Source organism: Streptomyces sp. NPDC008125, from assembly GCF_042957125.1.
GTDB lineage: Bacteria > Actinomycetota > Actinomycetes > Streptomycetales > Streptomycetaceae > Streptomyces.
In genome coordinates this window covers 200,212-225,579 of sequence record NZ_JBIBHR010000007.1, presented here as the reverse complement: position 1 = coordinate 225,579, position 25,368 = coordinate 200,212, and the positions used below count along the sequence as shown (strand labels likewise).

21 protein-coding genes are annotated in these 25,368 nt (G+C 71.6%); 9 read left to right on the top strand and 12 right to left on the bottom strand.

Features of this window, described 5'->3' with window-relative positions; all coding sequences use genetic code 11:
- Positions 1–52 precede the first annotated feature (52 nt).
- From ACFZAX_RS14650 to ACFZAX_RS14640, 3 genes are all read right to left on the bottom strand, one after another.
- Positions 53–3,739, bottom strand: coding sequence for a DUF4132 domain-containing protein (locus ACFZAX_RS14650; protein WP_390961746.1), 3,687 nt, complete (start codon positions 3,737–3,739; stop codon positions 53–55).
- 151 nt (positions 3,740–3,890) lie between these two features.
- A complete protein-coding gene (locus ACFZAX_RS14645) occupies positions 3,891–4,370 on the bottom strand; it encodes a hypothetical protein (protein WP_390961745.1) in 480 nt (159 codons plus the stop codon).
- Complete coding sequence (locus tag ACFZAX_RS14640; protein WP_390961744.1) at positions 4,364–4,822, bottom strand: ATP-binding protein; 459 nt, start codon at positions 4,820–4,822, stop codon at positions 4,364–4,366. The genes ACFZAX_RS14645 and ACFZAX_RS14640 overlap by 7 nt, the downstream gene beginning before the upstream one ends.
- Before the next feature lie 210 nt (positions 4,823–5,032).
- On the opposite strand from ACFZAX_RS14640, the gene ACFZAX_RS14635 reads away from it, so the two are divergent.
- On the top strand, positions 5,033–5,893 hold the full coding sequence (locus ACFZAX_RS14635; protein ID WP_390961742.1) for a Scr1 family TA system antitoxin-like transcriptional regulator: 861 nt from the start codon (positions 5,033–5,035) through the stop codon (positions 5,891–5,893).
- Positions 5,893–6,129, top strand: coding sequence for a DUF397 domain-containing protein (locus ACFZAX_RS14630; RefSeq protein WP_390961741.1), 237 nt, complete (start codon positions 5,893–5,895; stop codon positions 6,127–6,129). Before ACFZAX_RS14635 ends, ACFZAX_RS14630 begins: the two co-directional genes overlap by 1 nt.
- A gap of 290 nt (positions 6,130–6,419) precedes the next feature.
- Here the strand turns inward: ACFZAX_RS14630 and ACFZAX_RS14625 are convergent, their stop codons facing one another.
- The gene (locus tag ACFZAX_RS14625) at positions 6,420–7,568 is read right to left on the bottom strand and encodes a glycosyltransferase 87 family protein (protein WP_390961740.1); all 1,149 of its coding nucleotides are present in this window, start codon (positions 7,566–7,568) and stop codon (positions 6,420–6,422) included.
- Between the two features lie 455 nt (positions 7,569–8,023).
- Between ACFZAX_RS14625 and ACFZAX_RS14620 the strand changes: the two genes are divergently transcribed.
- Both ACFZAX_RS14620 and ACFZAX_RS14615 read left to right on the top strand, forming a co-directional pair.
- Positions 8,024–10,369, top strand: coding sequence for a helix-turn-helix domain-containing protein (locus ACFZAX_RS14620; protein ID WP_390961739.1), 2,346 nt, complete (start codon positions 8,024–8,026; stop codon positions 10,367–10,369).
- A gap of 58 nt (positions 10,370–10,427) precedes the next feature.
- Complete coding sequence (locus tag ACFZAX_RS14615) at positions 10,428–10,808, top strand: ferrous iron transport protein A (protein WP_390961738.1); 381 nt, start codon at positions 10,428–10,430, stop codon at positions 10,806–10,808.
- On the opposite strand, the gene ACFZAX_RS14610 is transcribed toward ACFZAX_RS14615, so the two are convergent.
- Entirely contained in the window at positions 10,802–11,731 is a 930-nt protein-coding gene (locus ACFZAX_RS14610; protein ID WP_390961737.1) for a Scr1 family TA system antitoxin-like transcriptional regulator, read from the bottom strand. The two genes, ACFZAX_RS14615 and ACFZAX_RS14610, sit on opposite strands and share 7 nt — an antisense overlap.
- Positions 11,732–11,987: 256 nt before the next feature.
- On the opposite strand from ACFZAX_RS14610, the gene ACFZAX_RS14605 reads away from it, so the two are divergent.
- Positions 11,988–12,197, top strand: a complete 210-nt coding sequence (locus tag ACFZAX_RS14605) for a hypothetical protein (RefSeq protein ID WP_390961736.1) — start codon at positions 11,988–11,990, stop codon at positions 12,195–12,197.
- Positions 12,198–12,246: 49 nt separating this feature from the next.
- A complete protein-coding gene (locus ACFZAX_RS14600; protein ID WP_390961735.1) occupies positions 12,247–12,693 on the top strand; it encodes a YchJ family metal-binding protein in 447 nt (148 codons plus the stop codon).
- 46 nt (positions 12,694–12,739) lie between these two features.
- Here ACFZAX_RS14600 and ACFZAX_RS14595 read toward each other — a convergent pair whose 3' ends face one another.
- Complete coding sequence (locus ACFZAX_RS14595; protein ID WP_390961734.1) at positions 12,740–14,833, bottom strand: DHA2 family efflux MFS transporter permease subunit; 2,094 nt, start codon at positions 14,831–14,833, stop codon at positions 12,740–12,742.
- A gap of 55 nt (positions 14,834–14,888) precedes the next feature.
- Complete coding sequence (locus ACFZAX_RS14590; protein WP_390961732.1) at positions 14,889–15,725, bottom strand: hypothetical protein; 837 nt, start codon at positions 15,723–15,725, stop codon at positions 14,889–14,891.
- Between the two features lie 80 nt (positions 15,726–15,805).
- Here ACFZAX_RS14590 and ACFZAX_RS14585 point away from each other — a divergent pair, with 80 nt between their 5' ends.
- A complete protein-coding gene (locus ACFZAX_RS14585) occupies positions 15,806–17,056 on the top strand; it encodes a cytochrome P450 (RefSeq protein ID WP_390961730.1) in 1,251 nt (416 codons plus the stop codon).
- A gap of 59 nt (positions 17,057–17,115) precedes the next feature.
- Here ACFZAX_RS14585 and ACFZAX_RS14580 read toward each other — a convergent pair whose 3' ends face one another.
- The 4 genes from ACFZAX_RS14580 to ACFZAX_RS14565 all read right to left on the bottom strand — a co-directional run bounded on the left by ACFZAX_RS14580 (position 17,116) and on the right by ACFZAX_RS14565 (position 20,619).
- Positions 17,116–18,345 carry an acyl-CoA dehydrogenase family protein gene (locus tag ACFZAX_RS14580; protein WP_390961728.1) on the bottom strand — a complete coding sequence of 410 codons (1,230 nt, stop codon included), beginning with the start codon at positions 18,343–18,345 and terminating at the stop codon, positions 17,116–17,118.
- Positions 18,346–18,349: 4 nt separating this feature from the next.
- A complete protein-coding gene (locus ACFZAX_RS14575; protein ID WP_390961727.1) occupies positions 18,350–18,823 on the bottom strand; it encodes an SCP2 sterol-binding domain-containing protein in 474 nt (157 codons plus the stop codon).
- A 114-nt stretch (positions 18,824–18,937) separates the two neighbouring features.
- Positions 18,938–19,201 (bottom strand): hypothetical protein, encoded by a 264-nt coding sequence (locus tag ACFZAX_RS14570; protein WP_327179126.1) that lies wholly within the window; start codon positions 19,199–19,201, stop codon positions 18,938–18,940.
- A gap of 197 nt (positions 19,202–19,398) precedes the next feature.
- Positions 19,399–20,619 (bottom strand): helix-turn-helix domain-containing protein, encoded by a 1,221-nt coding sequence (locus ACFZAX_RS14565; RefSeq protein WP_390961725.1) that lies wholly within the window; start codon positions 20,617–20,619, stop codon positions 19,399–19,401.
- Between the two features lie 813 nt (positions 20,620–21,432).
- On the opposite strand from ACFZAX_RS14565, the gene ACFZAX_RS14560 reads away from it, so the two are divergent.
- Positions 21,433–22,008 (top strand): hypothetical protein, encoded by a 576-nt coding sequence (locus ACFZAX_RS14560; RefSeq protein ID WP_266711952.1) that lies wholly within the window; start codon positions 21,433–21,435, stop codon positions 22,006–22,008.
- A gap of 149 nt (positions 22,009–22,157) precedes the next feature.
- Complete coding sequence (locus tag ACFZAX_RS14555) at positions 22,158–23,687, top strand: DUF6801 domain-containing protein (RefSeq protein ID WP_390961724.1); 1,530 nt, start codon at positions 22,158–22,160, stop codon at positions 23,685–23,687.
- Between the two features lie 311 nt (positions 23,688–23,998).
- Here the strand turns inward: ACFZAX_RS14555 and ACFZAX_RS14550 are convergent, their stop codons facing one another.
- The gene (locus ACFZAX_RS14550) at positions 23,999–24,931 is read right to left on the bottom strand and encodes a hypothetical protein (RefSeq protein ID WP_390961722.1); all 933 of its coding nucleotides are present in this window, start codon (positions 24,929–24,931) and stop codon (positions 23,999–24,001) included.
- Positions 24,932–25,368 lie beyond the last annotated feature (437 nt).

The following is a 25,368-nucleotide window of genomic DNA, read 5'->3' as shown; positions in this document are numbered from 1 at the left end:
CTCGGCAGGCCCCGACCGGCTTTTCTGCCTCGGCAGGCCCCGACCCGCTTGATTACCTCGACAGGCCCCGACCGGCCACCGTGACGGTCCGGCCCGGCTCCCCGGCCGGACCGTCGGGGGCAGGGCCGCCGTCGGCCGGGGCGCGCCGGACACCGCCGAGCGCCGTCAGGTCGGCGAGCACCTCGGACGCGACCACCGGGTCCAGGCCGCCGAAGAGGTGGGTGTATGTCCCGTGGGGCCAGTGGTCCCCGGGCCGGTCACCGAGCCAGACCGCCTCCAGCCGCTGATCGGGGAAGGCCTGCGGGGAGCCGGCCACGATGCCCTCGTAGAACCCGACGACCAGGTACAGCTCCTCGCCGAGGCGCTTGGAGATCCACCCCACCACCCCGGCGTCCTGTGGCGCGCCCCGCTCCCAGCCGCGCCGCTCCAGGCCCAGCACGTCCACCGTGGGCACGGTGACGCCCTCGAACCGGGCCAGCCGGTTGCCCGTCCGCTCCTCGTCCGTCAGGGTGAAGACGGCGCGCTCCAGCTGGGGAAACGGCTGGGACAGCTCCCGGCGGGCGAAGAGCTCCGACCAGGCGGCCCGCTCGTCGCCGAGGCGGAGCGGATGAGCCAGCCGCACGGAGGCGTCGGCGGGCAGCGCGTACACGTCGTCGCGCACATCGGCGAACGTCCGGTCCTCCGCGACCCGGAAGGCGGTCGTCGTCCCCCGCGACTCGCCCAGCCACACCAGCCGCCGCACCAGATGCCCCACCAGCGGATGTGCGGCGAACAGCTCCTGGAATTCCCGCGCACTCCAGGACCGGCCCGAGACCATCGCGGCCTCCAGCCGTTGCACCTGCCCGGAGGCGACCGTGCGGACGTCCTTCTTCAGCGCCAGGAACCGCTTGCGCTCCGCCGAGGCCAGCTCCCCGTCGTCCCGGGCCGCCGGGGCCGGAAGATCCCTGCGGCGGTTCCCCGCCCCGTCCAGGACGTACGCGCCGAGGCGTTCGTCGAAGCCGACGGTGAAGCGGCGCGGGCCGTAGTCCACGACCGTCGAGCCGTCCGCGTCCAGCCCGAAGTCCGGCACCAGGCGGTCGGACAACTGCTCGGCGGTGAGGCCCAGAACCGCGGCCACCTCGGCGATCTTCTCCTGCGCACGCGTCTTCAGCGCCTTGAACTTCACGCGCTGCCCGATGCCGTGCAGATGGAGCAGGGCCACCTCGCTGCCGATGGCCGCCAGCACGTCCAGCCCCTCGACCGCCCGGTGGTGCGCGCCCTCGCCCGGCCAGGCGCGGATGACCGGCGTGAGCCGCCGGACGGTCTCGTCGTCCCCGACCTCGCCGAGCGCGTAGAGCGCCCAGGACTCCCTGGCCGGCAGCCGCGCGTCGAGCCACTGTTCGAAGACCGCCCAGGCGAACTCGGCGAGCGAAGCGGGCGCGACGGCCTCGCGCAGCGCCGCGACACCCGGGTAGACCTCGCTCGGCCGGCAGAGCGCCAACATGGTCAGGCCATTGCGCACCACCTCGGCGGGCAGGGCCTCGCCCTCATGTGTCAGAAGCTGCGGAAGCAGGCCCGGCTCGGCCCAGTTCGGCAGGACCGGCAACTTGGCGGGCAGCGCGTGCTCCAGCGGATCGGCCACCAGCAGCACCTCGACGGAGCGCAGCGCGTCCGCGCCGTACCGGGCGGCGGCCTCACGCACCGTCGCCCCGCCGTGCACCGCGGCTATCTGGAGCAGCGCCCGCTCGGCCGCCCGCCGGGGAGCGCCGGGCCCGCCGACCGCGTCCGGCACCAGGAACACCGCCGCGGCACCGCCGTGCCGTGCGAACCACGCGCGGGTCGTCGCGGCCGTGGACTTCAGCCGGGCCGCCCAGTCCGCCATGTGCCGGGCGACGGCAGCGTCGGCGAACGGCAGGAACAGCGCCGCCATGGTGCTCGGCTGCCGGGGGACGGTACGCAGCAGGAGCGGCAGCGCGTCGATCCCGAAGCGGGCGACGATCGGTCTGAGGGTGTCCGCCCCGTCCCACAGGTCCGTGGGCGCCCAGGTGGCCAGGGCCGGCGCGACGCGCTCCACCGGCGCGTGCAGGAAGATCCACGCGGGCCGGAGTCCGGTACTGCCCAGCCCTTCGAGCTGGGAGGAGATCACCTTCTCGTAGTCGCCGCCGTGCTGCGGACGGGTGTACCAGGTGGAGCAGCGCGCCCACGTCTCTTCCTCGCCCGGGAGCCAGCGCAGCTCCGGCGCGGGCAGCGAGGCCGCGCCGGTGCTCACCGGGGTGGCGGCACCGGTGCGCGGTCGGGTCCACGGTGGCCGGGTGAGCACCGCCGGCAGGGACGCGGGGGAGGCCTCCGGGAAGCGGGACACCGGGTTCAGCAGCGGGCCGACGACCTCAGCGAGGTCCGCGGGGAGGCCCGGCAGCAGGGAGGAGACCAGCGGGCGGTGGGTGTTGATGTGGGCGTGCAGCAACTGCCGCGAGGCACGGGACCGGGTGGCGGCGCCGTACCGCACGTCGGCGGAGAGCAGCCGCAGGGCCCGCACCGGGTAGCGGCGCATCGCGTCGAGCAGCGCCGCGCGGACCTGCTTCAGCTCCTTGTGGTGGAGCAGGACGTTGAACGCCTCGTCCGTGGGGAGTTCGGCGAGTGCGGCGGAGACCGCCTTGACACCCTCGGCGTAGTGGTTGCCGTGGTCGAGGTACTTCCGGAGCATCGGCGCGACGGCCGTCCCGATGCCGTCGGCGAGCGTCGCGATCACGGCGAGCGTGTGGTCCGGACGGTACGACAGCCTCGCCAGCTGGTCGGCCGACGTCAGCGAGCAGAGCACCATGCGCTGCAGGACGTAGTGGTCCTCGGCGAGTACGGCGGGCTCCGACAGGAGGGCGGCGACCCACTCCCGCTCGCTCGGGGCCAGGAAGGCGGCGGTGATCCGCTGGTGGCTGTCCCGGCGGGCCGCGCCGAGCGCTGCCACGACCGCGCGGTAGGTGTCCTCGTCCGCGGCGGCGATGCGGGCGCGGGCCCGCGCGGCCACGTTCAGCGAGCCGTGGTGCCAGTGCAGGGACGAGGAGAGGGAGACACGCTTGAGCGCGCCCTTCACCCGCCGTCCCAGGGCGTGGTAGCTGTGCGCTTTGATCGTCTGAAGCTCCTGGGCCGCCCTGGCGGCGAACGGCAGCCCGTGGTCCGCCACCCAGGTGTCCACCCAGCACGAAGGGGCGGTCTCCCCGAGGGAGACGACGGCCGCCAGGGCGGCGGCCCCGACCGGGGAGGGACTGCCGGCGAGGTGGGCCCGGGTGGCGTCCACCAGGTCCGGGTCCGATCCCGGCTCCGTGAGGATCAGCTCGATCCACGCGGCTTCCCCCGCGATCCGCTCCCCGACCTGCGCCAGGGCATCCTCGCTCGGCCGGTTCAGCGGGCGGACGCAGCCGCCCCTCCGGGGGTAGAGCACCCGGCGCCAGCTCAGCGGTAGTTCGAAGGTGTCCTCGTCCGGCAGCGCGGCCGTCCCGTCCGCACCCGCCGTCCCGGACGCTTCCGGGGGCCGGGGCCCCGTCGGCGCGGACGCGCTCGCCGCCACCTCCTCGTACCCCTTGCGCTCCTTCGCCACTATGGTCCTGCGCACCTGGGCGTGCGCGGCCTCTTCGGAGGCGTACTCCGTCGTCCGGGTGCGTCCCTCCGACCCGCAGCGGCCGTACCGGACGGTGACCGCGACGCCGACCACCCCGGTCTCCCAGAACTTCGACGCAGTGCCCTCGACCAACTCCCAGCGCCGCATCCGCCCCGCCCCCTCAACCCCCGTACGGCCCGCCGAGCGGCGGGTCTCCCGATCGCTGTCTTCATTCTGGAACCGACCACTGACAGTGCCGGGCGGCGGCGGGCCGCCGCCCGGGGACCCGAGGGCCGGCGGACCGGACCGGGGGAGCCCCTCAGGGCGCCGTGACCGCCCGCCGACGGCCCGGCGCTCCCCAGCTCGGCGTGACCCCGGCCACCTGGCACACCATCAGGAAGAGCGGGATCGGAGGCGTGTACGGGGTGCGGCTGTCCGGCCCGTGGATGAGCCGGGGCCGTGGCACCGGTACAAAGCCTCCCGCGGCATAGGCGACCGGCTCGGGCCAGTCCAGGTCCTGGTCGGAGCCCGCGGGCACGATCCACCACCACACGTCGGCCGCCGCGAACACGCAGCCGGTGCGGGGAAGATGCGACATCAGGTGGAAGCCGTGCCGGGCCGGGACGCCCACCGCGTCGTACCCCAGAGTCGCGCACAGCTCCGGCGGCAAGGGCAGCCGCGCCCGCGCGGGACCGGCGCCGCCGCCGTTCCCGGCCGTCCCGCCCTCGGCGGTCCCGCTCTCGGCGGTCCGGGAAGCGTGCCGGCCCGCGCGCAGCCGGACCAGCGCGTCCCTCAACACGGCTGCCCCGCACCGTGCGCCAGCTCCGACCAGACAACCCGCCCGGACGCGTCCTCCGCGTCGTGGGAGCCCCACGCCTGGCTCAGGGCGTCCACCAGGAACAGGCCCCGCCCGTGCTCGTCGTCGGAGGAGACGCGCAGCCTCGGGCCGCCGGTGAGCCGCCCCTGGTCCTGGACCGCTATCCGCAACAGGTGATCGAGGCGCCTGAGTTCGCAGACGACCAGCGCGCTCGCGGTGTGCACCACGGCGTTGGTGACCAGCTCGGAGACGATGAGTGCAGCAGTGTCGCGCAGGTCGCCCCGGAGCTTCCAGACCGCGAGCCTGTCCCTGGTCAGCCTGCGCGCCCCGGCGGCCGACGCCGGTCTGGCCGGCAGGGCGAAGCGGAAACGGAGCGCCTCGGCCCCGGAAGGGGAGCCCGGGGGACGGGGGATGAGCGCACTGCCAGGTGCCACGACCGAATCCTCACAGTGGTTGCCGCGTCAGGTCCGGACCTCGACGCATCGGGGGAGGGGCGGACGTGACCAAGTGAATTGGTTCAATCACCAACTCTCCCCCTGACGCGGACACTTGGCAAGGGGCACTCTGAAAATTACAGAGTGCCCGTGTCTTTGTCGTCAGCCGCATGGCACACTGCTGACAGAAGAGACCATCGGAGGTCCGAAGTGAGCGAGCCTCGGTCAGCCCCGACCGTGGGGCAGGTCGTCCTCGGCAGGCGCCTGCAGGACCTGCGGGAGCGTGCCGGGCTCACCCGCGACCAGGCGGCCAAGGTGCTCCGCGTCGCGTCCGCCACGGTCCGCAGGATGGAGACGGCCGAGGTCGCCCTCAAGATTCCTTACGTGCAGGCCCTGTTGCGCGCCTACGGGATCGGCGAGGAAGAGTCGGACGCCTTCGTCGATCTCGCCGAAGAGGCCAACAAGCCCGGCTGGTGGCAGCGTTACCACGACGTGCTGCCCGACTGGTTCAGCATGTACGTCAGCCTGGAGGGCGCGGCGAGCCTGCTGCGCATGTACGAACCGCACTTCGTGCCAGGCCTCCTCCAGACCGAGGACTACGCCCGCTCCGTGATGCTGGGCGGTGCGGTCGGCCAGTCCCAGCCCGGTGACATCGAGCGGCACGTCGCCCTGCGCATGGAGCGGCAGAGCCTGCTCGCCAAGGCGGACGCCCCGAGGCTCTGGGTGGTCATGGACGAGACCGTGCTGCGGCGCCCGGTCGGCACCCCCGAGGCCATGCGCGCGCAGATCGACAAGCTCCTCGAAGCCTCCGAACAGACGCACATCACACTGCAGATCGCGGAGTTCGCGACCGGCCACCACCCGGGGACCTACGGACCGTTCGTGCTTTTCCGCTTCGGCGTGCCCGAACTGCCCGACATGGTCTTCAGCGAGTACCTGACCGGCGCCGTCTACTTCGACACGCGCCCCGAGGTGGCCTCCTACCTCGAGGTCATGGACCGCATGGCGGCCCAGGCCGCGACTGCACGACGCACGAAGGACATCCTCCGGGATTTCCGCAAGGAGCTGTGATGAGCGACATCTACAACGGCATGCCGGCCCGCGCCCTCGGTGCCGAGGGCTGGTCCAAGCCCTGGAGCGGAGGCAACGGCGGCAACTGCGTCGAGACCATGAAGCTGGCGGACGGCAGAGTCGCCATCCGCCAGTCCGCGGACCCCGACGGCCCGGCGCTCATCTACTCCACCGGCGAGATGGCCGCCTTCATCCAGGGCGCCAAGACCGGCCAGGCAGACTTCCTGCTGACCTGACCTGACCTGACCCGACCTGACCTGACCTGACCCCTGACCACACCTGACCCTGACCTGGGGAGCCGTATCCCCACCGAACGTCATCTCTGATCCTCCCTGGACGGGAATGGTTCCGAGTGGGGTGGGGCCGTCATGGGGCCGCCTTCCCGCACGACCGTGAGTCCGCGTACCGGACCGCGCGTCCGCCTCGGCCGGTGAGCGGCCGGGAACGAGCGGCGGGGCCGAGCAGAGTGATCCTGTCCGGCCCCCGCTGCCATCCGTCGGCGGGCGCGCGAGCGGCTTCGACGGTTTCAGAGCCGCTCCACGGCCGGGTGCAGAACCGGACTGCTGGCGCCCTGGTCCGGCGTCGGTTCCGGGGCGGGGCGTGGCCCGGCCAAGGTGGTGCAGCGGGCCCAGATCAGAAGAGTGAGCGGGTAGACGGCGTATCCCACGCGGGTTGCCGGAGACAGCAGGATGGCGATGGTGAGGCCGAGCGCGAGCCGGTGGGCGGCGGCCGCGGTGGTCGTCGGCGGCCGAACGATGAGGGAGAGGGCTGTGGCAAGGGCGCCGACGCCTATCAGAGCCACGGCGATGGTCTTGCCGTGGGGCAGTGCGGCAGCCAGGAGGGCGCCCAGGAGCGGGCTGGCGGCGGTCGAGGCCGTATCGCTCAGTCCGAAGGGGTAGAGCACCGCGTTGTCGAGGAAAGCGTGCGGATCGGCCAGGAGCGGCGGCGCGACCACCACGGCCGCCGCGGCGACCGCCACCGCAGCCGCGGTCCTGGCCGCGCGTGATCCCCTGGTCGCGGCCAGGAGGACGACGACGACGGGTATGGCCGGCCACGCGGTCCACTTCAGGATGGCTGCCGCTCCCAGTGCCAGACCCGCGCCCACGGAACGGCCCCGGTGCGCGTATGCCAGGGCCAGAAGAACGAAGGCCACGACCACGGGATCAACCCCGCCGATGGCCAGCGGCAGCGCCACCACGGGGCAGGCCGCGATCCATGCCGCCCCCGTCACCGCCGTGCGTCGGGCCTGCGGCCGGCCCTTGGCCAGCACGGCCACGGCAGCGGCCAGCGCGGCGACGAACCCGGCCAGATTCCACAGGCGGGCACTGGAGAACACCGTCTCGCCGAACAGCGCGTGGGGGAGCCCGAAGAGGGCCATGCCGGGCAGGTAGGGGTTGAAGTCACGCACCGCGACCGGATGCGAGAGGTAAGGGGTGCCGGTCTCCAGGAAGTGCTGGGCGGACCGTTCGACGACGCCGACCTCCATCTGCTGCAGGCCCACGGCAGTCAGCCACACCAGCGGCACCGCCAGCGCGCCGACGACGCCGATCAGGGCCACCGCACGGGACCACTGGGCACGGGAACCCAGCGACACCAGCGCGGCACAGGCATAGGCGACAGCAGCGGCAAGTCCCCACCGGTGCTGCGACGTGTTCGAAGCGGAAGCGAGTCCCACGCCCAGGGCCATCAAGGAGCTCGCCGCCAATGCCCACAGGTCCCACCGGCGGACGGTCGTGCTGGAGCGACGACCCGGACGTCGACCGGAAGCATCGGGAAATTGTGATATGTGCATGTAAAGGGGCCTTGGCTAGAAAGTCGTCCGCACAAGCGAACGGACGCGCGGCAAGAGGTTGGATGCGCCGGCGAAACGGGCGCCCGCTGTCGGGCGGTCGGCATGGCGCCCCGCGTGGCGTGAGGAGCGTTCCAGCGCACGCTGATCCGTGCCCCGGCGTCTTCCCCGCACAAGAGCGCACGGGCCGCGCCCGACACCCCTCATCCAAACCAGTGCGGGCCCGGGGGACCAGGAAGTTCGACCGGTAGATGGAGCGGCCCGCATACTTCTGCCGGTGAGTACTGCCGGTGGGTACGCCGCGTTCCGGCCGGGCCACGCAGACCAGGGGGACCACAGCTGTGAGCGACAAGACGTTCGGCGAGCGGCTGCACGCACTGCGCACGGGAGCGGGCATCAGCCAGGAGCGGCTGGCGCAGCGGGCGGGGATCAGTGTGCGGGCGCTGTCGGACATGGAGCGCGGGCGGACGCGGGGGCCGCGGCAGAGCACGGTGGAGGCATTGGCCGCGGCCCTGGGAGTGGACGGCGTCGCGGGCCGTGAGCTGGAGGACGCCGCCCGGTCGGGCCGTCCGCGGAGCGTCGGCGGGGCGGGGCCCAGGCCGTCGGCCGGGACGGGACCGGGCGCGGGGCTGCCGGCCGGGCACGGGCTGTCCTTGCCGCGTGATCTCGGTGATTTCACCGCCCGCGGTCCCGCCCTGGCCGGGCTGCGGGTCCTGGCCGAGCACCTCGATCCCGCCCGGCCGCCGGTCGCCGTGATCTGCGGGCAGCCCGGGCTGGGCAAGACCGCCTTCGCCGTGCACGCCGCCCACGCTCTGGCACCTCGTTTCCCGGACGGGCAGTACGCCGTCGACCTGCGCGGCATGGACCCGAAGCCCACGCCGCCGCGCGAGGTGCTCGCCCGGCTCCTTCACGCACTCGGCGTGGCCGAGACCGCTCTCCCGGCCGCCACCGACGAGCGCAGCGGTCTGCTGCGCTCGGTGCTGCGCGAGCGCCGGGTGCTGCTCCTTCTGGACAACGCCGCCGACGAGGACCAGGTCCGCCCCCTCCTGCCCGGCCACGGCGCCTGTCTGACCCTGGTCACCAGCCGCCGCTCGCTGGCCGGCCTGGAAGCCGTCCACCGCACGGAGCTGGCGCTGCTGCGCCGGGAGGAAGCGGTGGAACTCCTCACCCGCGTCATCGGGCCGGAGCGGGTCGAGCGGGAGACTCAGGCCGCCCGCGACCTCGCGGAACTCTGTGGGTACTTGCCCCTGGCCGTGCGCATCGCCGCCCAGCGCCTGGCCTCCCGGCCCGGCGAGACCCTGGCGAAACTCGTGGCCCGGCTCACCGCTCACGGGGACCGCCTGGACACCCTGCAGGCAGGCTCCCTGCAGATACGGTCCGCCTTCACCTTGTCGTACCGTCAGCTCAGTCCGGCCGTCCGCACCGTCTTCCGCCGCGCCTCACTCGCCTGCGGCCCCGACTTCAGCCCCACCACCGCAGCCCTCCTGGCAGGCATACCCCCACGCCAGGCCGCGCGCTGCCTGGAACGGCTGACCGACGCCGGACTGCTCCAGCCCCACTCCACCGCCGACCGCTACCACTTCCACGACCTCCTGCGCCTGTTCGCCACCGAACAACTGGCCGAGGACGACGATCCCACCCGGATCGCCGCCGCCCAGGACCGGGCCGCCCACTGGATCCTGCGCCGGGCCACCACCGCCGCCCTGCGCTTCGACGCCGACCGCCACCAAAACGCGCCCGAAGGCGACCCCGACCCGGCCACCGCGCCCACCGACCGCGAGCAGGCCCGGATCTGGCTGGAGGCCGAGCGGTCCCAGTGGCTCGCCGCCCTGGGGCACGCCCAGGCGGCAGGCCGCCACCAGCAGGTCGTCGACGCCGCCGAAGCGATGCACTGGTTCTCCGACGTGACCGCGCACTGGGAGCTGTGGGCGGAGGTGTTCCAGCGGGCCGCCGACTCCGCCCGGGCGCTCGGCAGCAGGCGCGACGAGGCCGTCCACCTCAACTACCTCGCCTGGGCCTACAACTTCTGCCTCCACGACTACCCCGCCGCCCTGGCCGCCGCGCGAGCCGCCCTGGCCGCGGCCTACGAGGCCGCAGACCAGCTCCAGGCGGGATGGGCCCTGGGCTACGAAGCAGGGGCACTCCGCCGGCTCGGCCGGACCGACGAGTCCATCGTCCGGCTGCACGAAGCAGCCGTCCACCTCAGGGACCACACGGACGCGCGAGTCCGCCTCGCCGAACTGACCATTCTCATTACCCTGGGCCAGCACCTGCGCTACGCCGACCGTGCGGACGAGGCCCTGGTCATCCACCGGCGCAGCGAGGCTCTCTGCCTCGCCGGGGTGCCGGGGGTGCCGGACGACCTCATCGCATCTTATGTGGCGCAGACCCGTCATCACCTCGGCAGCGACCTCATGGCCCTGGGGCGATGGGGTCAGGCCGAATCCCCTCTGCGTGCCGCCTTGGCCCACTGGGAGGCGGGCCGGATGCCTGCCTGGAGCGAACCCGTCCGCCTCGACCTCGGCATCACCCTGCGCCATCTCGACCGCCACGACGAGGCACGCGCGACGTTGACCACGGCCCACCGCACCCTCGTCGGGCTGAACAATCCCCGCCACCGCGAAGCCGCCGACGAACTGGGCCACGTCACCGCAGGTTTCAACATCGCCGGCCAGCCGATCGGCTGAGACGCCTCGTTCCTCAACCTGTGGCGCGCTTCGGGCGATGCGGGGCAGAGTGGGCGGCATGACAGACAGCTCCAGCCACGGCCCCGATCCGGGAGACGTGGACGACCGCCGGGCGATCGAACACCTCCTCGGCCGTCCGCTGAACCGGGCGTGGCCGGCGGGCGCGCTGGAACCGGGCAGCCGGGTCACGGTCGTTCGCGCCGAGGACTGGGACGGTCCCTGGCAGACCGAGTTCGCCGGGGCGATCGACGCCATGGCCGCGCCCGAACCCAATGAACATGCCCAGTCGCTCGACGGCGAACTGCTGTACTGGGTCACCTTCGACGCACCGCAGTACGACTGCGACGGGGCCGGCCCCTATCGCAAGGCCCGGATCTGGGGCCGGTACCTACGGGCCGAGCAGGGGACCGAAGCATGCCGAGCCAACGGTCCTCAGTGACCTGAACCCGTCGAATGCCGCGACCGGGGCACCTCTTCCAGCAGCGTGGCGCTGTCACCGGGGTCCAGGGCCACCGCCCGCAGCCGCTCGAACAACGACCGGTAGCGCAGGGTCTCCTCCTCCGCATCCAGGAACACGTCACCGGCCGGGGTGTCCGCCCAGACCAGCTCCGCGTCCCGCGCGTCGGGGAAGTCCAGGTGGACGAAGCTCCCGGCCATTCCGGCGTGGGCCCCCGCGCCGAAGGGGATCACCCGCACCTCCACCCCGGGCTCCCGCCCGATCCGAACGAGGTGCTCGGCCTGCTCGCGCATCACCTCGGGCCCGCCGACCGCCCGCCGCACGGCGGCCTCGTCCACGACCGCGCGAAGCCTCGGGCCGTCCGCCCCGGCGAGCAGGCTCCGCCGCTCCATCCGTACCCGGACGCGCTCGTCGACCTCCGCCCGCCCGGCATCGGGCAGCATGCCCCGGGTCACCGCCCGGGCGTAGCGCTCGGTCTGCAGCAGCTCCGGCACGCACATCGATTCGTAGGCGCGCACCGTGCTCGCCTCGGCCTCGAACCCGAGGTACGCGAGGTAACCCTCCGAAAACCCTGCGAACCCGGCGTACCTGCCGGGCCCCGCCGCCCCGGACGGCTCCGCGCCGTAGGGCCGCGGCCGGCTCCGGTCGTCCGCGAGCCGCTGAGCCGCCAGCAGGTCCGCGCGCTGCGCCTCGCCTGCCCCGTACGTCTCCATCAACGCCGCCAGGGTCCGCCGCTGCGGACGGGCGCGCGCCTTCTCGATCCGGTACAGCGTCGCGACGTTGATTCCGGTGCGCCCGGCGACCTGCTCGCGCGTCAGCTCCGCCTCGGCGCGCAGCCGCCGCAGGAGTGCGGCGAGCCGCCGCAGTCTGACGACCGGGGGTGGAGTCTGCTGCCTGTCCGACACGTTGCGCGCCTTCCTGTCCCGGGGGAACGAGAGTCTGGCCGGTGACGGGGCCTCACCTCAAACCGGCAGGAGACGCGCAGGGGAGGCGGGCGGACAGAACGCAACGATGCAGAACGCAATCTTTGCGTTCCAGGCCTCGGGCGGTGCATGCTGAGGAACGGCATCACGCACCGTGCGTGATCCACCACAGGGGCGGGAGAGGTGCGGACATGGCCGAGGACGCACGGGCAGGCGGACGGACAGCCGGGCGGGACCGATGACGATTCCCCCGCACTGCGTCGACTGCGGCGGCCCGGTTCTCGGCGAGGCGGTGGTCGTGGTGTACGGCGACAACGCGACCGGCGCCCGCGCGCACGGGTACGCACATCCGGCGGGATCGCCCGACTGCACGCGTGCGCCGTCCACCCGGGCGGGCAGGCGGCGACGGCTGACGGCCGGAAGCGCGGAGCCCCCGCAGCGGTGGTGAGGCCCGCCGTCGGCACGAGGCGCATGCCGCGACCGGCGACAATGGGCGCATGTCACGACGCACCGCCCGCCGCAAACCGCCCGTCCCCGCCGCCCCGCACATCACCCCGGACGCCCCCTGCCCCTGCGGCCGGCCGGCTCCGTACGGTGCCTGCTGCGGCCGGTACCACGCGGGTACGGCCGCCGCGCCCACCTGCGAGGCCCTGATGCGGTCCCGGTACGCGGCTTTCGTCGTCCGGGACGCCGGCTACCTGCTGCGTACCTGGCATCCGGCGACCCGGCCGCCGGCCGTCGAGTTCGACCCCGGCACGCGCTGGGAGCGGCTGGAGATCCTGGACACCACAGAAGGCAGTGCCTTCCACACGACGGGCACCGTCACCTTCCGGGCCCACTGGACCGAGGGCGGACGCCCCGGCAGCATGCACGAACGGAGCACCTTCGTCCGCCACGAGGGCGCCTGGGTCTACGAGGACGGCGAGTTCCCGGACGACGAGTGAGTCCCACCAGTGCGCCCAGTGGGGTCCGTCCGGCGCCGGCCCGCCGTCAGACCGCCGTGCCCACCGGCGTGGGCGCGTGGTTCCGGGGGGCCGGGGCGAGTTCGGCCGCCAGGTCCTCCGCGAGGAGCTGCTTGGCGATGACGTCGACGGCCGCTCTCAGCTGCCGGTCGTCGGGCCGTGCGCCGTCCTCCGCCAGCCGTTCGTTGAGCCACCGGGCCCAGGCGGAGGTGATCGTGGCGGCCTCCCGCCGGCCCGCCGCGGTGTGCTGGAAGAGGCGCCCGTCGCCGGTCAGATAGCCTTCGTCGATCATCCGGTCGAACACCGGGACCAGGACCTCCGGGGGCAGCCGGTGGCGGGTCGCGATCAGCCCGAGACCGGCGTGCCCGACCATCCGTGTGAACAGGTCGACCTGCATGACGGCCCAGGCGCCCGCCATGTCCAGCCGGGTGTCGGACGCGTCGACGATCCGCCGCGCCGTGTCCGGGCGGGCGCCGTGCAGGATCTTGGCCACCGAGAACTCCAGGACCCGGTCCGGGTTCCCGCTCATGGGCTGGGCGAAGCCCTCGCCCATGTCGGTCGATCCGGCGCGCGCCGAGTCCCGCAGCTTGACCTCCTTCAGGAACAGCGCCACCACGAACCCGATCAGCGCCACCGGCACCGTCCAGAGGAAGACGGTGTGGATGGTGTCCGCGTACGCCTGGGCGAGCGGCGCGGACTGGGCGTCGGGCAGGGCGTGCAGGCTCAGCGGGTTCTGCGAGGCCGCGGTCAGCGTCGCGGGATCACCGCCCGCCCGCGCGGCCTCGGCCACTCCCTGCTGGAGGTTCGGCCCCAGCGAGTTGGCGTAGATCGTGCCGAAGACCGCCGTGCCGAAGGAGCTGCCGAGGGTCCGGAAGAAGGTCACGCCAGAGGTGGCCGTACCCAGGTCCGCGTAGTCCACGGTGTTCTGCACGGCGATCGTCAGGACCTGCATCGACAGCCCGATGCCGAGACCGAGCACGAACATGTGGACCGACTCCAGGAACACCCCGGTGTCCGGGCCCATCAGGGACATCAGGAAGAGCCCGGCGGCCATCACCAGCGAGCCCACGATGGGGAAGATCCGGTACCGGCCGGTCCTGCTGACGGTGTTGCCGCTGAAGATCGAGGCGATCAGCAGTCCGATGACCATCGGGAGCGTCCGGACGCCGGAGATCGTCGCCGAGTTCGCGTCCACGTACTGGAGGTAGGTGGGGAGGAAGGTCATCGCCCCGAGCATCGCGAAGCCGACGATGAAGCTCAGGATCGCGCAGACCGTGAAGACCGGGTTGTGGAAGAGCCGCATCGGCAGCATCGGTTCCTTGGCCCGGCTCTCCACCCGCACGAACAGGGCGAGCGCGACGAGCCCGCCGACGAAGAGGCCGATGATGACGGGGGAGCCCCAGGCGTACTCGTTCCCGCCCCAGCTCGTCCCGAGGATCAGCGCGCTCGCACCGACCGCCACCAGGGCGATGCCCAGGTAGTCGATGACCGGCCGGCCGGCGGCTCGCACGGACGGAATGTTCCGGGCCGCCGCGATGACCACCACGATCGCGATCGGCACGTTGACGTAGAACGCCCAGCGCCAGGTCAGATGGTCGGTGAACACCCCGCCCAGCAGCGGGCCGACGACCGTCGACACACCGAACACGGCCCCGATCGCGCCCTGGTACTTGCCGCGTTCGCGCAGCGGGATCACGTCGGCGATCAGCGCCATCGAGGTCACCATCAGACCGCCCGCGCCGATGCCCTGAAGCCCGCGCCAGATGATCAGCAGCAGCATGTTGGAGGCCAGGCCGCAGAGGAACGAGCCGGTGATGAAGACGATCGCCGAGACCTGGAACACGAGCTTGCGCCCGAACAGGTCACCGAACTTGCCGACCAGCACCGTGGCGACGGTCTCGGCGAGCAGATAGGCGGTGACCACCCAGGACATGTGGGCCGCCCCGCCGAGGTCCGAGACGATCGTGGGCAGCGCCGTGCCCACGATCGTCTGGTCCAGCGCCGCGAGGAGGATCCCGAGCACGATCGTCGCGAAGACGATGTTGCGGCGGCGAGGGTCGAGGACGGGCGGCGCGGCGGCGCTCGGCGCCACCGGAGCGGTCTCGCTGCTGGCTGTGGTCACCTTCGCACCCTCACACCGGCCCCGTTCGCCCGCATGCCGGACGGAGCCGGACGAGTCAGGCGAGGATGGCCGCCACCGACTCGGCCATCCGGCTCACGAACGCCTCCCGCACCTCCTCGGAGACCCGGTCGAGCGACAGGAACGGGTTGAGGTCCTCCAGTTCGACCAGGAGGAGCCCGCCCTCCGCCGTCCGGCAGGCGTCCACGCGCTGGATGCCGTGGCTGAGGGTGTTCCACTCCACGAACGTACGGGCGAACTCCAGGTCCGCCCGGCTCGCCTCCCACGGCTCCAGCACCCAGCGCCGGTCCGGGTGGGGGGCGTACAGCGCGTACTGGAAGGCGTGGTCCACGAAGTAGAAGGAGACCTCGTGGCGGAAGTCGATCCGGGGCTGCACCAGCAGGGTCCCGTCGTCCGCCGGGTCCAGCTCGGGCCGGGGTACGAAACGCAGCCCCTCGGAGTCCGCGCCCAGCTTCGGCTTCACCACGTACGACTGAGCCGCCGGCAGCCGCCCCAGATCGGCGGCCCGGTCCACGGTCGGTATCACCGGCAGCCCGGCCCGGTCCAGGTCCACCAGATACTGCTTGCCCGCCATGTCACCGCTGCCGTCCAGCGCGTTGTACACCGGTATCGCCAGCTCCAGCGCCCGCCGCCGGAACGCCTCGTACGCCTGGGGGTAGTGCAGCACAGGGCCGCTGTTGCGCACGACCACGCCGTCGAAGCGGTCCAGCAGCGCCGCCGCATCCCGGGGGTGGCAGAGCGCCAGGTCGAAACGGGCACGGAGGCGGGACGTGAGGAAGATGTCCTCGTCGCAGTAACGCCTGCCGCGCGCCTCGTAGGCCAGATCGGTGACGAAGAGGACGGACGGGCGGCGGGCGCCGGAGATGCGGGTCATCGGTCTTCCCCAAGGGTGACGGAGCGGGTGGTGGATCAATAGCCTGGACGCCGGTGACCGTTCTCGACCGAGGAGCGCCCATGTCTTCCGCCCCGCGCGCGTCGCACGCATCGCCCGCGTCGCCACTGCCGGACATTCTCTCGCCCGCCTTCGCCGCCGACCCCTACGGGGCCTACCGGATCATGCGCGAGCAGGCCCCGCTGATCCGGCACGAGGCGACCAACAGCTATCTCGTCTCCCGGTACGAGGACGTCGAGCGGGTCTTCCGCGACAAGGCCCAGGAGTTCACCACCGAGAACTACGACTGGCAGCTCGAACCCGTCCACGGCCGGACCATCCTCCAGCTCGGCGGCCGGGACCACGCCGTGCGCCGCGCGCTGGTCGCCCCCGCCTTCCGGGGCGCCGACCTCCAGGAGAAGTTCCTGCCGGTCATCGAACGCGACGCCCGCGAACTGATCGACGCCTTCCGGCACACCGGAGAGGCCGACCTCGTCACCGACTTCGCCACCCGCTTCCCGGTCCTGGTCATCGCCGACATGCTCGGGCTCGACCGGGCGGACCACGACCGCTTCCACGACTGGTACACCTCCGTCATCGCCTTCCTCGGCAACCTCGCGGGCGACCCGCAGGTCGCCGCGGCGGGCGAGCGGACCCGCCAGGAATTCGCCGCGTACATGATCCCGGTCATCCGGCGGCGCCGGGAGGAGCCCGGCGACGACCTGCTCTCCGCGCTCTGCGCCGCCGAGGTCGACGGGGTGCGCATGAGCGACGAGGACATCAAGGCCTTCTGCAGCCTGCTGCTCGCGGCCGGGGGCGAGACCACCGACAAGGCCATCGCCTCGGTCTTCGCCAACCTCCTCGCCCACCCCGGCCAACTCGCCGCCGTCCGCGAGGACCGCTCACTGATCGACCGGGCGTTCGCCGAGACGCTGCGCTTCACCCCGCCCGTCCACATGATCATGCGCCAGACGGCGACGGAGGTGGAGCTCAGCGGCGGCACGGTTCCGGCCGGGGCTACGGTCACCTGTCTGATCGGCTCCGCGAACCGGGACGACACCCGCTACCGCGATCCGGACCGCTTCGACCTCTTCCGTACGGACCTCACCAGCACCACCGCCTTCTCGGCCGCCGCCGACCACCTGGCCTTCGCGCTCGGCCGGCACTTCTGTGTCGGCGCGCTGCTCGCCAAGGCCGAGGTCGAGACCGGCGTCGGCCAACTCCTGGACGCCATGCCCGACCTGCGCCTCGCGGACGGCTGCACCCCGGTCGAGCGGGGCGTCTTCACCCGGGGACCGGAATCCCTCCCGGTGCGGTTCACGCCGGTCGGATGAGCCCCCGGTCCGGGAGATGGGCTCCGGTGGCGGGGCCGTGCCACCGGAGCCCGGTCAGGTCAGCGGATGTGCCGCCCGGTGATCGCGCGGGCGATCACCAGCCGCTGGATCTCGCTGGTGCCCTCGAAGATCGTGTAGATCTTCGCGTCCCGGTACATCCGCTCCACCGGGTGTTCCCGGCTGTAGCCCGCGCCGCCCAGGATCTGTACGGCCTTCTCCGTGGCGGCGACCGCGAGTTCGCCCGCGCGCAGCTTCGACATGGAGCCCTGTCCGGCGTCGAAGGCCCGGTCGTTGCGGGCCATCCACGCGGCCTGCCAGATCAGCAGGCGTACCGCCTCGATCTCGGTACGGATGTCGGCCAGCGCGAACGCGATCGACTGGTTCTCCACGATGGGGCGGCCGAACGCCTCCCGCTGACCGGCGTACTCCAGGGCGTACTCGTACGCGGCGCGCGCGATGCCGAGCGCCTGGGCGCCGACGGTCGGGCGGCTGACCTCGAAGGTCGCCATCGCCGCCTGGGACTTGGCCGTCCGCCCTGTCGCCGTGCCGCCCTCGCGGGCGCGGGCGAGGCGGGCGTCCAGCCTCTCCTTTCCGCCGAGGAGGCAGTGGCCCGGCACCCGCACGTCGTCCAGGAAGAGGTCGGCGGTGTGTGAGGCACGCAGGCCCAGCTTCTTGACCGTGCGGCCCGCCTCCAGACCGGGGGTGCCGGGCGGCACGATGAAGGCGGCCTGGCCCCGGGCGCCGAGCTCCGGTTCGACGGAGGCGACGACGACGTGGATCTCGGCGATGCCGCCGTTGGTGATCCACGCCTTCTGGCCGGAGATCACCCACTCGTCCTTGGCCCCGTCGTACCGTGCCCGGGTGCGCATCGCCGAGACGTCGGAGCCGGCCTGCGGCTCGGAGACCGCGAAGGCGGCCACCTTCGGGTCGTCCTCGTCGCCGTAGCACTGCGGGACCCACTCGGCGAGCTGGTCGGGGGTGCCGGAGGCGAAGATCCCGGCGACCGCGAGCGAGGTGCCGAAGAGAGCCATGCCGATGCCCGCGTCGCCCCAGAAGAGCTCCTCGTTGGCGATCTGGAGGGAGAGGCCGGTCGGGTCCCCGTACATGTCGGCGAGCGACTCGAATCCGTAGAGCCCGATCCGTGCGGCCTCCTGGATGACGGGCCAGGGAGTCTCCTCCCGGGCGTCCCACTCGGCCGCCGCGGGCCGCACCACCTCGGCGGCGAAGCCGTGCACCCAGTCGCGCAGATCCCGCTGTTCCTCGGTCAGGGCGAGGGAGAAGAAGCTCATCGGATCACGCCTTCGGGATGTCGAAGTAGCGCGTGAGGCCCGCGGCCAGACCGACGTCCCCGGCGATCTTCAGCTTGCGCATCATGAACATGGTGACCGGATTGCCGTTGCCGGACACCAGTTTGAGGAACTCGGCGTCGCCCATCACCAGCGTGGTTCGGGGCTCGGCCGCCGAACGGCCGTGGGTGACTGAGCAGTTGCCGTCGGCGATGGCCGTCTCGTAGACCTCCTCGGTCTCCCCGGTGATCTTCCAGCGGATCAGGGCCTTGAGTCCCCCGGCGGCGTCCGGCCGGAACTGCTGCCGCATCCGGTCGAAGACCGCGTGGAGTATCCGTGTCCGGAGTTCACCGTGCATCACCTCGCCGAGCTGCTTGACGGACAGCCCCTTGACGATCCGTGCGAACTCCTCGGGCGAGACGGCCGAGAAGTCGAGCCGGGACAGCTCCTCGGTCAGCTCGCCGCTGCTGTGGTCGGCCACACCGTTTCCTTACTCCGGAGTAAACTTACTTTTGGGTAAGGTACGGCCGTCGCCGTGCGGTTCGCAAGCGGTCGGCCAGTGGGTGTGTGCGTGAGGTGCGGGCCCGGGTGGCCGTCAGCGCCAGGGGCCCGGACGGACCGTCAGTCCCGGATGGTGGGCGGCGAGCACCTTGTTGGCGCGCGCCAGGTCGGAGAGCGCCTGTTCGCGGTCGGCCTGGTCCTCGACGCCCAGCAGCGGGCCGCGGAACCTGCGGACCTCGCGCGCCGCGCAGTCGGCGTCGAACTCGGCCTGCAGTACGTGCGCCGGGACGCAGGCGCCGATCAGCGCCGCGACGCTGTCCGGAATCGGAACGGGCACGAGGAGGTGTGAGGCGGGCATGGGGGTTCCCTCTCGGTCGGTCGGCAGGAGGCGCTACGGTCGTGGTCGCCCCGAAGGGCATCCCGCGTCTCCTGTGTACGGCACACGGGTCCGGGTTTCTCGCCGGAACCGTCTTGTAGCCGCAACCGTTTGGGACTGACCGGCTATTTCCCCTTACTCGGGGGTAAGTTGACTCGTCGCGCACATTGTGGTGGTTGTCACCGTCGTGGGGTGCCGTCGCCGCCACGCGAGCGGAGGCGGAGCGCCCGCAGGACGGCCTCGGTGGAGAAACGGCTCTCGGGGTCGACCAGTTGATCGCCGAACAGGGACTCCAGGCTCCGCATGCGGTAACGGACCGTTTGCGGGTGGACGTCGAGCAGTTCGCCCATGTGGGCCGCGGTTCCCCGGGTGTCGAGCCAGATGCGCAGCGTCTCGATCAGCCGCTCCCGCCGGGTGGCGCTGAGGGCGGAGACCGGGGCCAGCTCCCGCTTCGAGAGCTGGTCCAGCAAGGCCGTGTCGGAGAGCAGCCACAGGGTGATGAGGTGGTCCTCGGCCAGCACCAGCGGGGCGTCGTCGATCACCCCCGTGTCCACCAGCTCAAGGAGCCTGCGGGCCCAGCGGATCGAGTCCGGGGCGTGGGACGGCGGGACCGTCAGGCCGACCGCCGCGTGCGCGCCCAGCAGTGCGTGGTCGAGCATGCGTCTTCGCGCGTCGTCGATCGGGCCCGGGATGAGCATGTTGGGCTGAGGGTCCGTCAGGTCGGCCAGCACGTCGCGGTCCAGTGCGAGACGCCCCAGGTCGGGGGAGGGGCGCAGGGCGACCAGGGTCACCTCCTCCGGCATGGTCCAGCCGGTCTGCTCGCAGAGTTCGGCGATCGCGCTGCGGGGCGCCGGGCGGCCCGTGAGGATCAGGTGCAGCAGGCGGCGGCGGAGCGTCTCGGTGTGGTCGTCGGTGGCGGCCCGTACCTCCAAGTAACCCTCGCGGGAGAGGGATTCGAGCTCGTCGACATAGGTGAACAGGGCGTCAGCGAAGGTCAGCATCATGGTGGGGGAGAGGTTGTAACGCCGTCCCACCTTCTTCGCCCGCCGTAAGGCGATACGGGCACCGAGGCGGTAGGCCCCCTGGAGCTGGTCGAGGCCCCTGCCCTCGTACGCCTCGAACCGGCCGAACCGCCGGCACATCTCGTCCCGCAACGGGGTGGGCGCGGACGGTCGCGCCACCTGTTCGACGAAGACGGAGATGCTCTGTTCCAGGCCGACCCGGATGCCCTCGCCGTGCGGGCTGTCGAAGAGCCGCGCGTACTCCGGGTAGGCGCGGGTGACCTCCAGGCCTATCTCGCGGATGAGGCTCGGAAGTTCGGGGCGGACGATCGCTGCGAACTCCTGGGGCAGTGGTCCCAGAGGTTCCCCGAGGTCCGAGGGCTGCGAGACTGCCGGCATGTTGCTTTACCCCTAGCTCTCACGTGCCCCGACGGCGGCGAGCAGGGGGAGAGCGCTCCCACATGCCGCCAGGTGCGTACCCATTGGAATCTTGAACATAGAGCACGTCCGAGCGTGTGGACACCGGTGCGACGACGGGAAGTACGCGGAGTGACTATGCCGGTGGCGACTTTGAGCCACTGGCGACCCGGAATCCGCCAGTCCCCTTCCCCGAAGGGCTTGGACGCGGCTTCGCGCGGGAATGTCGCCGCCGCCCGCGTGATAGCGCACGCGAGCCATAATGCCGCGGTGCTTTACCGGGGCGGGAGAGATCCGAAGGTTCGGTGCGCATTCCTCGGGGGTCCGTACTAATTCCGCCCGAGGAGCGATGTCGGCCGATCAATCATCAATCATCGCTCAGGGGTGCGCCGGTGCCGAGGCCTCATCAGGCCGGACCCTCTCCTGTCCGGCATCCCGCTCTGACATGGGAAGTTGTGAGCAATGGGGGCGCGGGTCGGCCCGGTGGGGGTTGGTGACACGATCTCGCGGACCGCGCGGTTGCTCACTTCTCGACAAGAACCGGGAGACGCTCGGCCGGCGCTTGCTCGCCGACCAATAAAAGTCCGGCCGAAAAACACTCTTCCGGAATTTCTTCAGCAAGGCTGTTGCGGAGGCACGTTACCCGCCCGTAGCGTCATCGGCGAACGCAAGCGGTCGAGCGGTCCGTCAGGGCGGGCCGCCACTTCACACCACCCTTGTCCCCCCCGGATTACCGCCTCTTTCCGGAGACGAGTATGTCCGGATCGGGATACTCTCCCCCGAAGGGAATCCATCGTGAACACCCTTGCACGTAGAGCCGCCGTCGTCCTCGCCGCCGGTGGCGCCGCCCTCGGCATGACCGTCTCGTCCGCTTCGGCCGGTGTCCAGGCGCCGTGGACGGTCACCCCGCCCGGCGCCTACACCGCCACCGCCTCCGGCCCGACGCTGAGCGTCCCGCTCGCCTCCCTCTACTGCACGTCCAGCACCGCGACCGGCAACCTGGCGTCGAGCACCACCAACACGGTCGGCACCATCAACACGGTCACCTTCACCGGGTGCAACCTGGCGGGGCTGAGCTTCACCGTGACGATGAACACCACGCCGTGGAACATCAACGCGCTGTCCAAGAGCGGCAGCATCGTGACCGGCAACGTCAGCAACGTCTCGGCGAAGATCTCCGGCGTCGGGTGCACCGCGACCTTCGCGGGTACGGTCAACGGCACCTACAACAACACCAGTTGGGTTCTGGGCCTGAACGGCACGGGCACGCTCAAGGCCACGGCCGCGAACTGCCTCGGCCTCATCAACGTCAACGACGTGGCCGCCTTCAACGCCAACTACCTGGTGAGCACCCACCCGGTGATCTCCTAGTACTCCCACGGCACATGAGCCTCCGGGCCGACGGTGAGCAGCGACCCTGCCACCGTCGGCCCGGATCGTGCGTTCTGCGGCCGTCCGGCGGACGCGGTGCGTGAAGGAACGGGCAGTACATGAATATCCCAGCGGAAGACAGGGCCAGGATGAGCGAGAAGACATCGGCGACCGCCTCGCGCAGATCCGTACGTCTGGCATCCGTCGCGGCCGTAGCCACCCTCGCCGGACTGCTGAGCGGTCCGGGGTCGGCGGCCGACGACGTGGACGCCAGTGCCGTGGTGACGTACGACTGCGATCTGCCGTCGGGCACGGTCCAGGTGCCGTTGGAGGTAAGGGGGACATTTCCGGCCACCGGCGAGGTGGACGTGCCGATGTCACCCGTGGACGTCAGCATGACGGCCGACTTCGAGGCTGCCGATCTCGCCCCGTTGTTGCCGGAGGGAGCCAGCGAGGTCGTCAGCACCGCGACGCTCGACGTGGACGTCGTGCAGAACGACCAGACGGCCCAGGCGCAGTGGGCCCAGTTCGTCGCGCCCGCCACGCCGCTGGCCGGCGACGAGAACGGGAAGGTCCGGCTCGCGCACACGGGCGAGGTCCCCTCGGTCACCGTCAGCGCGGCCGGGGACGTCACCCTGACGGCAGGACAGTTGACCCTCGGGCTGAGCGCCCCGGCCGTCGAGGGCGAGGAGGCGCCGGCCGATCCGGTGACCCTGACCTGTGACCGGTCCGAAGGGGAAGCGGGCCTGCTGGCGACGGTTCTGGTGCCGGACGCGGGCACGCCGGAGACGCCGGATCCGGGTGGGGAGACCGACCCGGGGGAGGGCGGCGGGGAGGACCCGGGCGACCCAGAGGGGGAGCCGCCGGTGGTACCCCCCGTCGACACGTCCTGCCCGGACGTCGTGCCCCAGGGAGAGATGGACATCAGCGACGCCCCGGTCATCCCCCCGGGTGCACCGCCCTTTCAGCTGAATCTGCCCGGCCAGAGGGTCTGTGGATACGCGGTGGGGCTCGCCACCATCAAGAAACTGAACGGGTCCACGATCATCAACGACCCTTCCAAGAAGCCCGCGTTGCTCTCCGCCCTTGCCAACCAGCGGGTCACGGTTCGCACTCCGCAGATGGAAGGCGGCGGTTACAACATGTTCAACTCGCTTGCCACCCTCGACCTGCCGGACGCCGAGTCGACGTTCCTCGCGTTCGGTTTCCAGCCCGTCTCTGCCGAGGTCTCGTTCGAGACCGGACCTCTCACCGTCTCGACCGGTAACGTGATGGAGGTCTTCGGGTATCCCGTGAACTTCGCGGTGGTCTCCTTCAAGCAGTCCATGCGGCTGCACGATGTGACGGTGAACGGTGTACCGCTCGACGTGGGTCCCGACTGCCGGACCGTGCGCCCTTACAAGGTAGTGCTCCGCGGGGACTTCACCGGCGGGAACCCCTATCTGAACGTACTGGAGGGCGGACCGCTCAACGGGACGTTGGACATACCCGCTTTCTCCGGGTGCGGTAGCGGCGGTCAGGACCTGGACGCGTTGTTCACCGCGTCGATATCCGGACCGGGAAACTCCATCGCGCTGAATCAGGCCAACATGTGCGTCCCGGACGCGGACCCGTCGGTCTGGAACTGTCCGCCGAGGCTTCCCGCGTTGCCCGGCGCCCCTACCCCCGCTGTCGACTGACCCGGTCGAGGAGATCCATGGAGATGAGAAGAAGCAGGAGAAGCACAGGCATGCTCGTGGCCGCGCTGTCCGCGGCGATGGCGTTGACGGCGACTTCCGCGTCGGCGACGGCTTCCGCCTCCTACGTGGTGACTCCGGGAGGCGCTTTCTCGGGACACGGCGCACCCGCGACCTGGGTCTCATAGCGGAGGGCAGCGTACGGCAGTGGGGCCACCCTCGAACCGAGGGTGGCCCCACTGCCGTACGGCCGTGCGGGGAGAGTCAGGGCCGTCGGGATCGGGGTGAGCCCAGCCCGATCCCGACGGAAGGCTCTACTTCACGGCCGAGTGCCAGTACCGGGAGAGGTCCTTGCCCGCGTTCGGAGCGGCGGCGCCCGGGTCGTTGATGGTGACGACGTTGGTCTGCGCGTTGTTCAGCGTCAGGCTGTTGGTGCCGGACGCGGCGGGCAGGCCCGTCTTGAGGTTGACGGCCCAGTTGAGCAGCCCGGCACCGCAGCCGTTGGCGCCGGGAGCGGCGAAGGTGGTGTCCGACTGCGTGGCGCCCGCGAGGCTGATGCGGCCCAGTACGCCCTCGGGGTTGTCGGAGCCGTCCCCGTTGAACTGGAAGGAGCCGACCGTGGGCAGCGTCGAGTTCTTCGGGTGCAGCAGGATCGGGCTGGAGGAGCTGCCGATGTAGCAGTTGTCACCCAGCAGCGGGTTCGTCAGGTGGATGCGGACCGGCAGGGTGATGATCGGCGTGGTGGTGCCGAGGCCGGCCAGGAGCTTGAAGTCCGAAGGGTTGTTGACGGACTCGATGGTGGCCGTCACCCGGTTGAGGTTGACGTCGGCGAGGCTGTTGCAGATGCCGGTGATGACGAAGATGTCGCTCGGGCACATCAGCCCGAGGAGACCCCCGGGAATGTCGGCGGGCGCCGCGACCAGCGCGCCGCCTGCCGGAGAGACCGCCGTCGAGGTGTTGTTGGGGTGGGTCACCACGCCGAGCTGGAGGTCGCTCGCGCCGAACGGGACCACGGTGTTGCCGAGCTTGATGGTGCCGCTCGCGGAGTGGGAGGACACGCAGACCGCGGTGTCGGTGGCGCCGTCGGCGGCCAGCATGGCGGCCGAGTCCACCGGGCACCGGGTGAAGGAGGCCCAGTTGCCGTTGAGGGTCGTGGCGGCCGTGGCGGATCCCATGGACGCGAAGGCGCCGAGGGCGGTGAGGCCGGCCAGCAGTCCCATGCGCGTCCGGTTCGAAGTGGCTCTCATGTCATCCCCTTTGACGGCAGCCGCCGTACGGGCGGCGGCATGCGCGGAGTTGCTCGGAAAGCGCCCGGTAAATCAGGCGCCGAGAACGGGCGGTGCGTCCGCCGAGGGAAGCGGCTCCGGCGGCGACGAGAATCGCTACGGTGAAATGAGCGATGAATCGGTGGCATCTGCTCCCGAGTGGCTCCGCTCTTATCACCGAGCCGTGACGTTACTGGCGGGTCACACCGGTGCACAATGGCGGCGTTTGACAATCCTCGAAGGCGGCCTTGTTCTCGTGCCTGGGTGAGTGCTTATCCGGCCATTCTTGTCAGATGGTGAGCGGAGAGCTCGTCCCGTGAAATGCGGAGCCTTGGTTTCCGTTTGTGAGGGTCGTGCGGCCGGCGCATACCGCACGGGGCGGGCGTGACGTGCGGGGATGCGGCCTGAGTGCGGGCCGG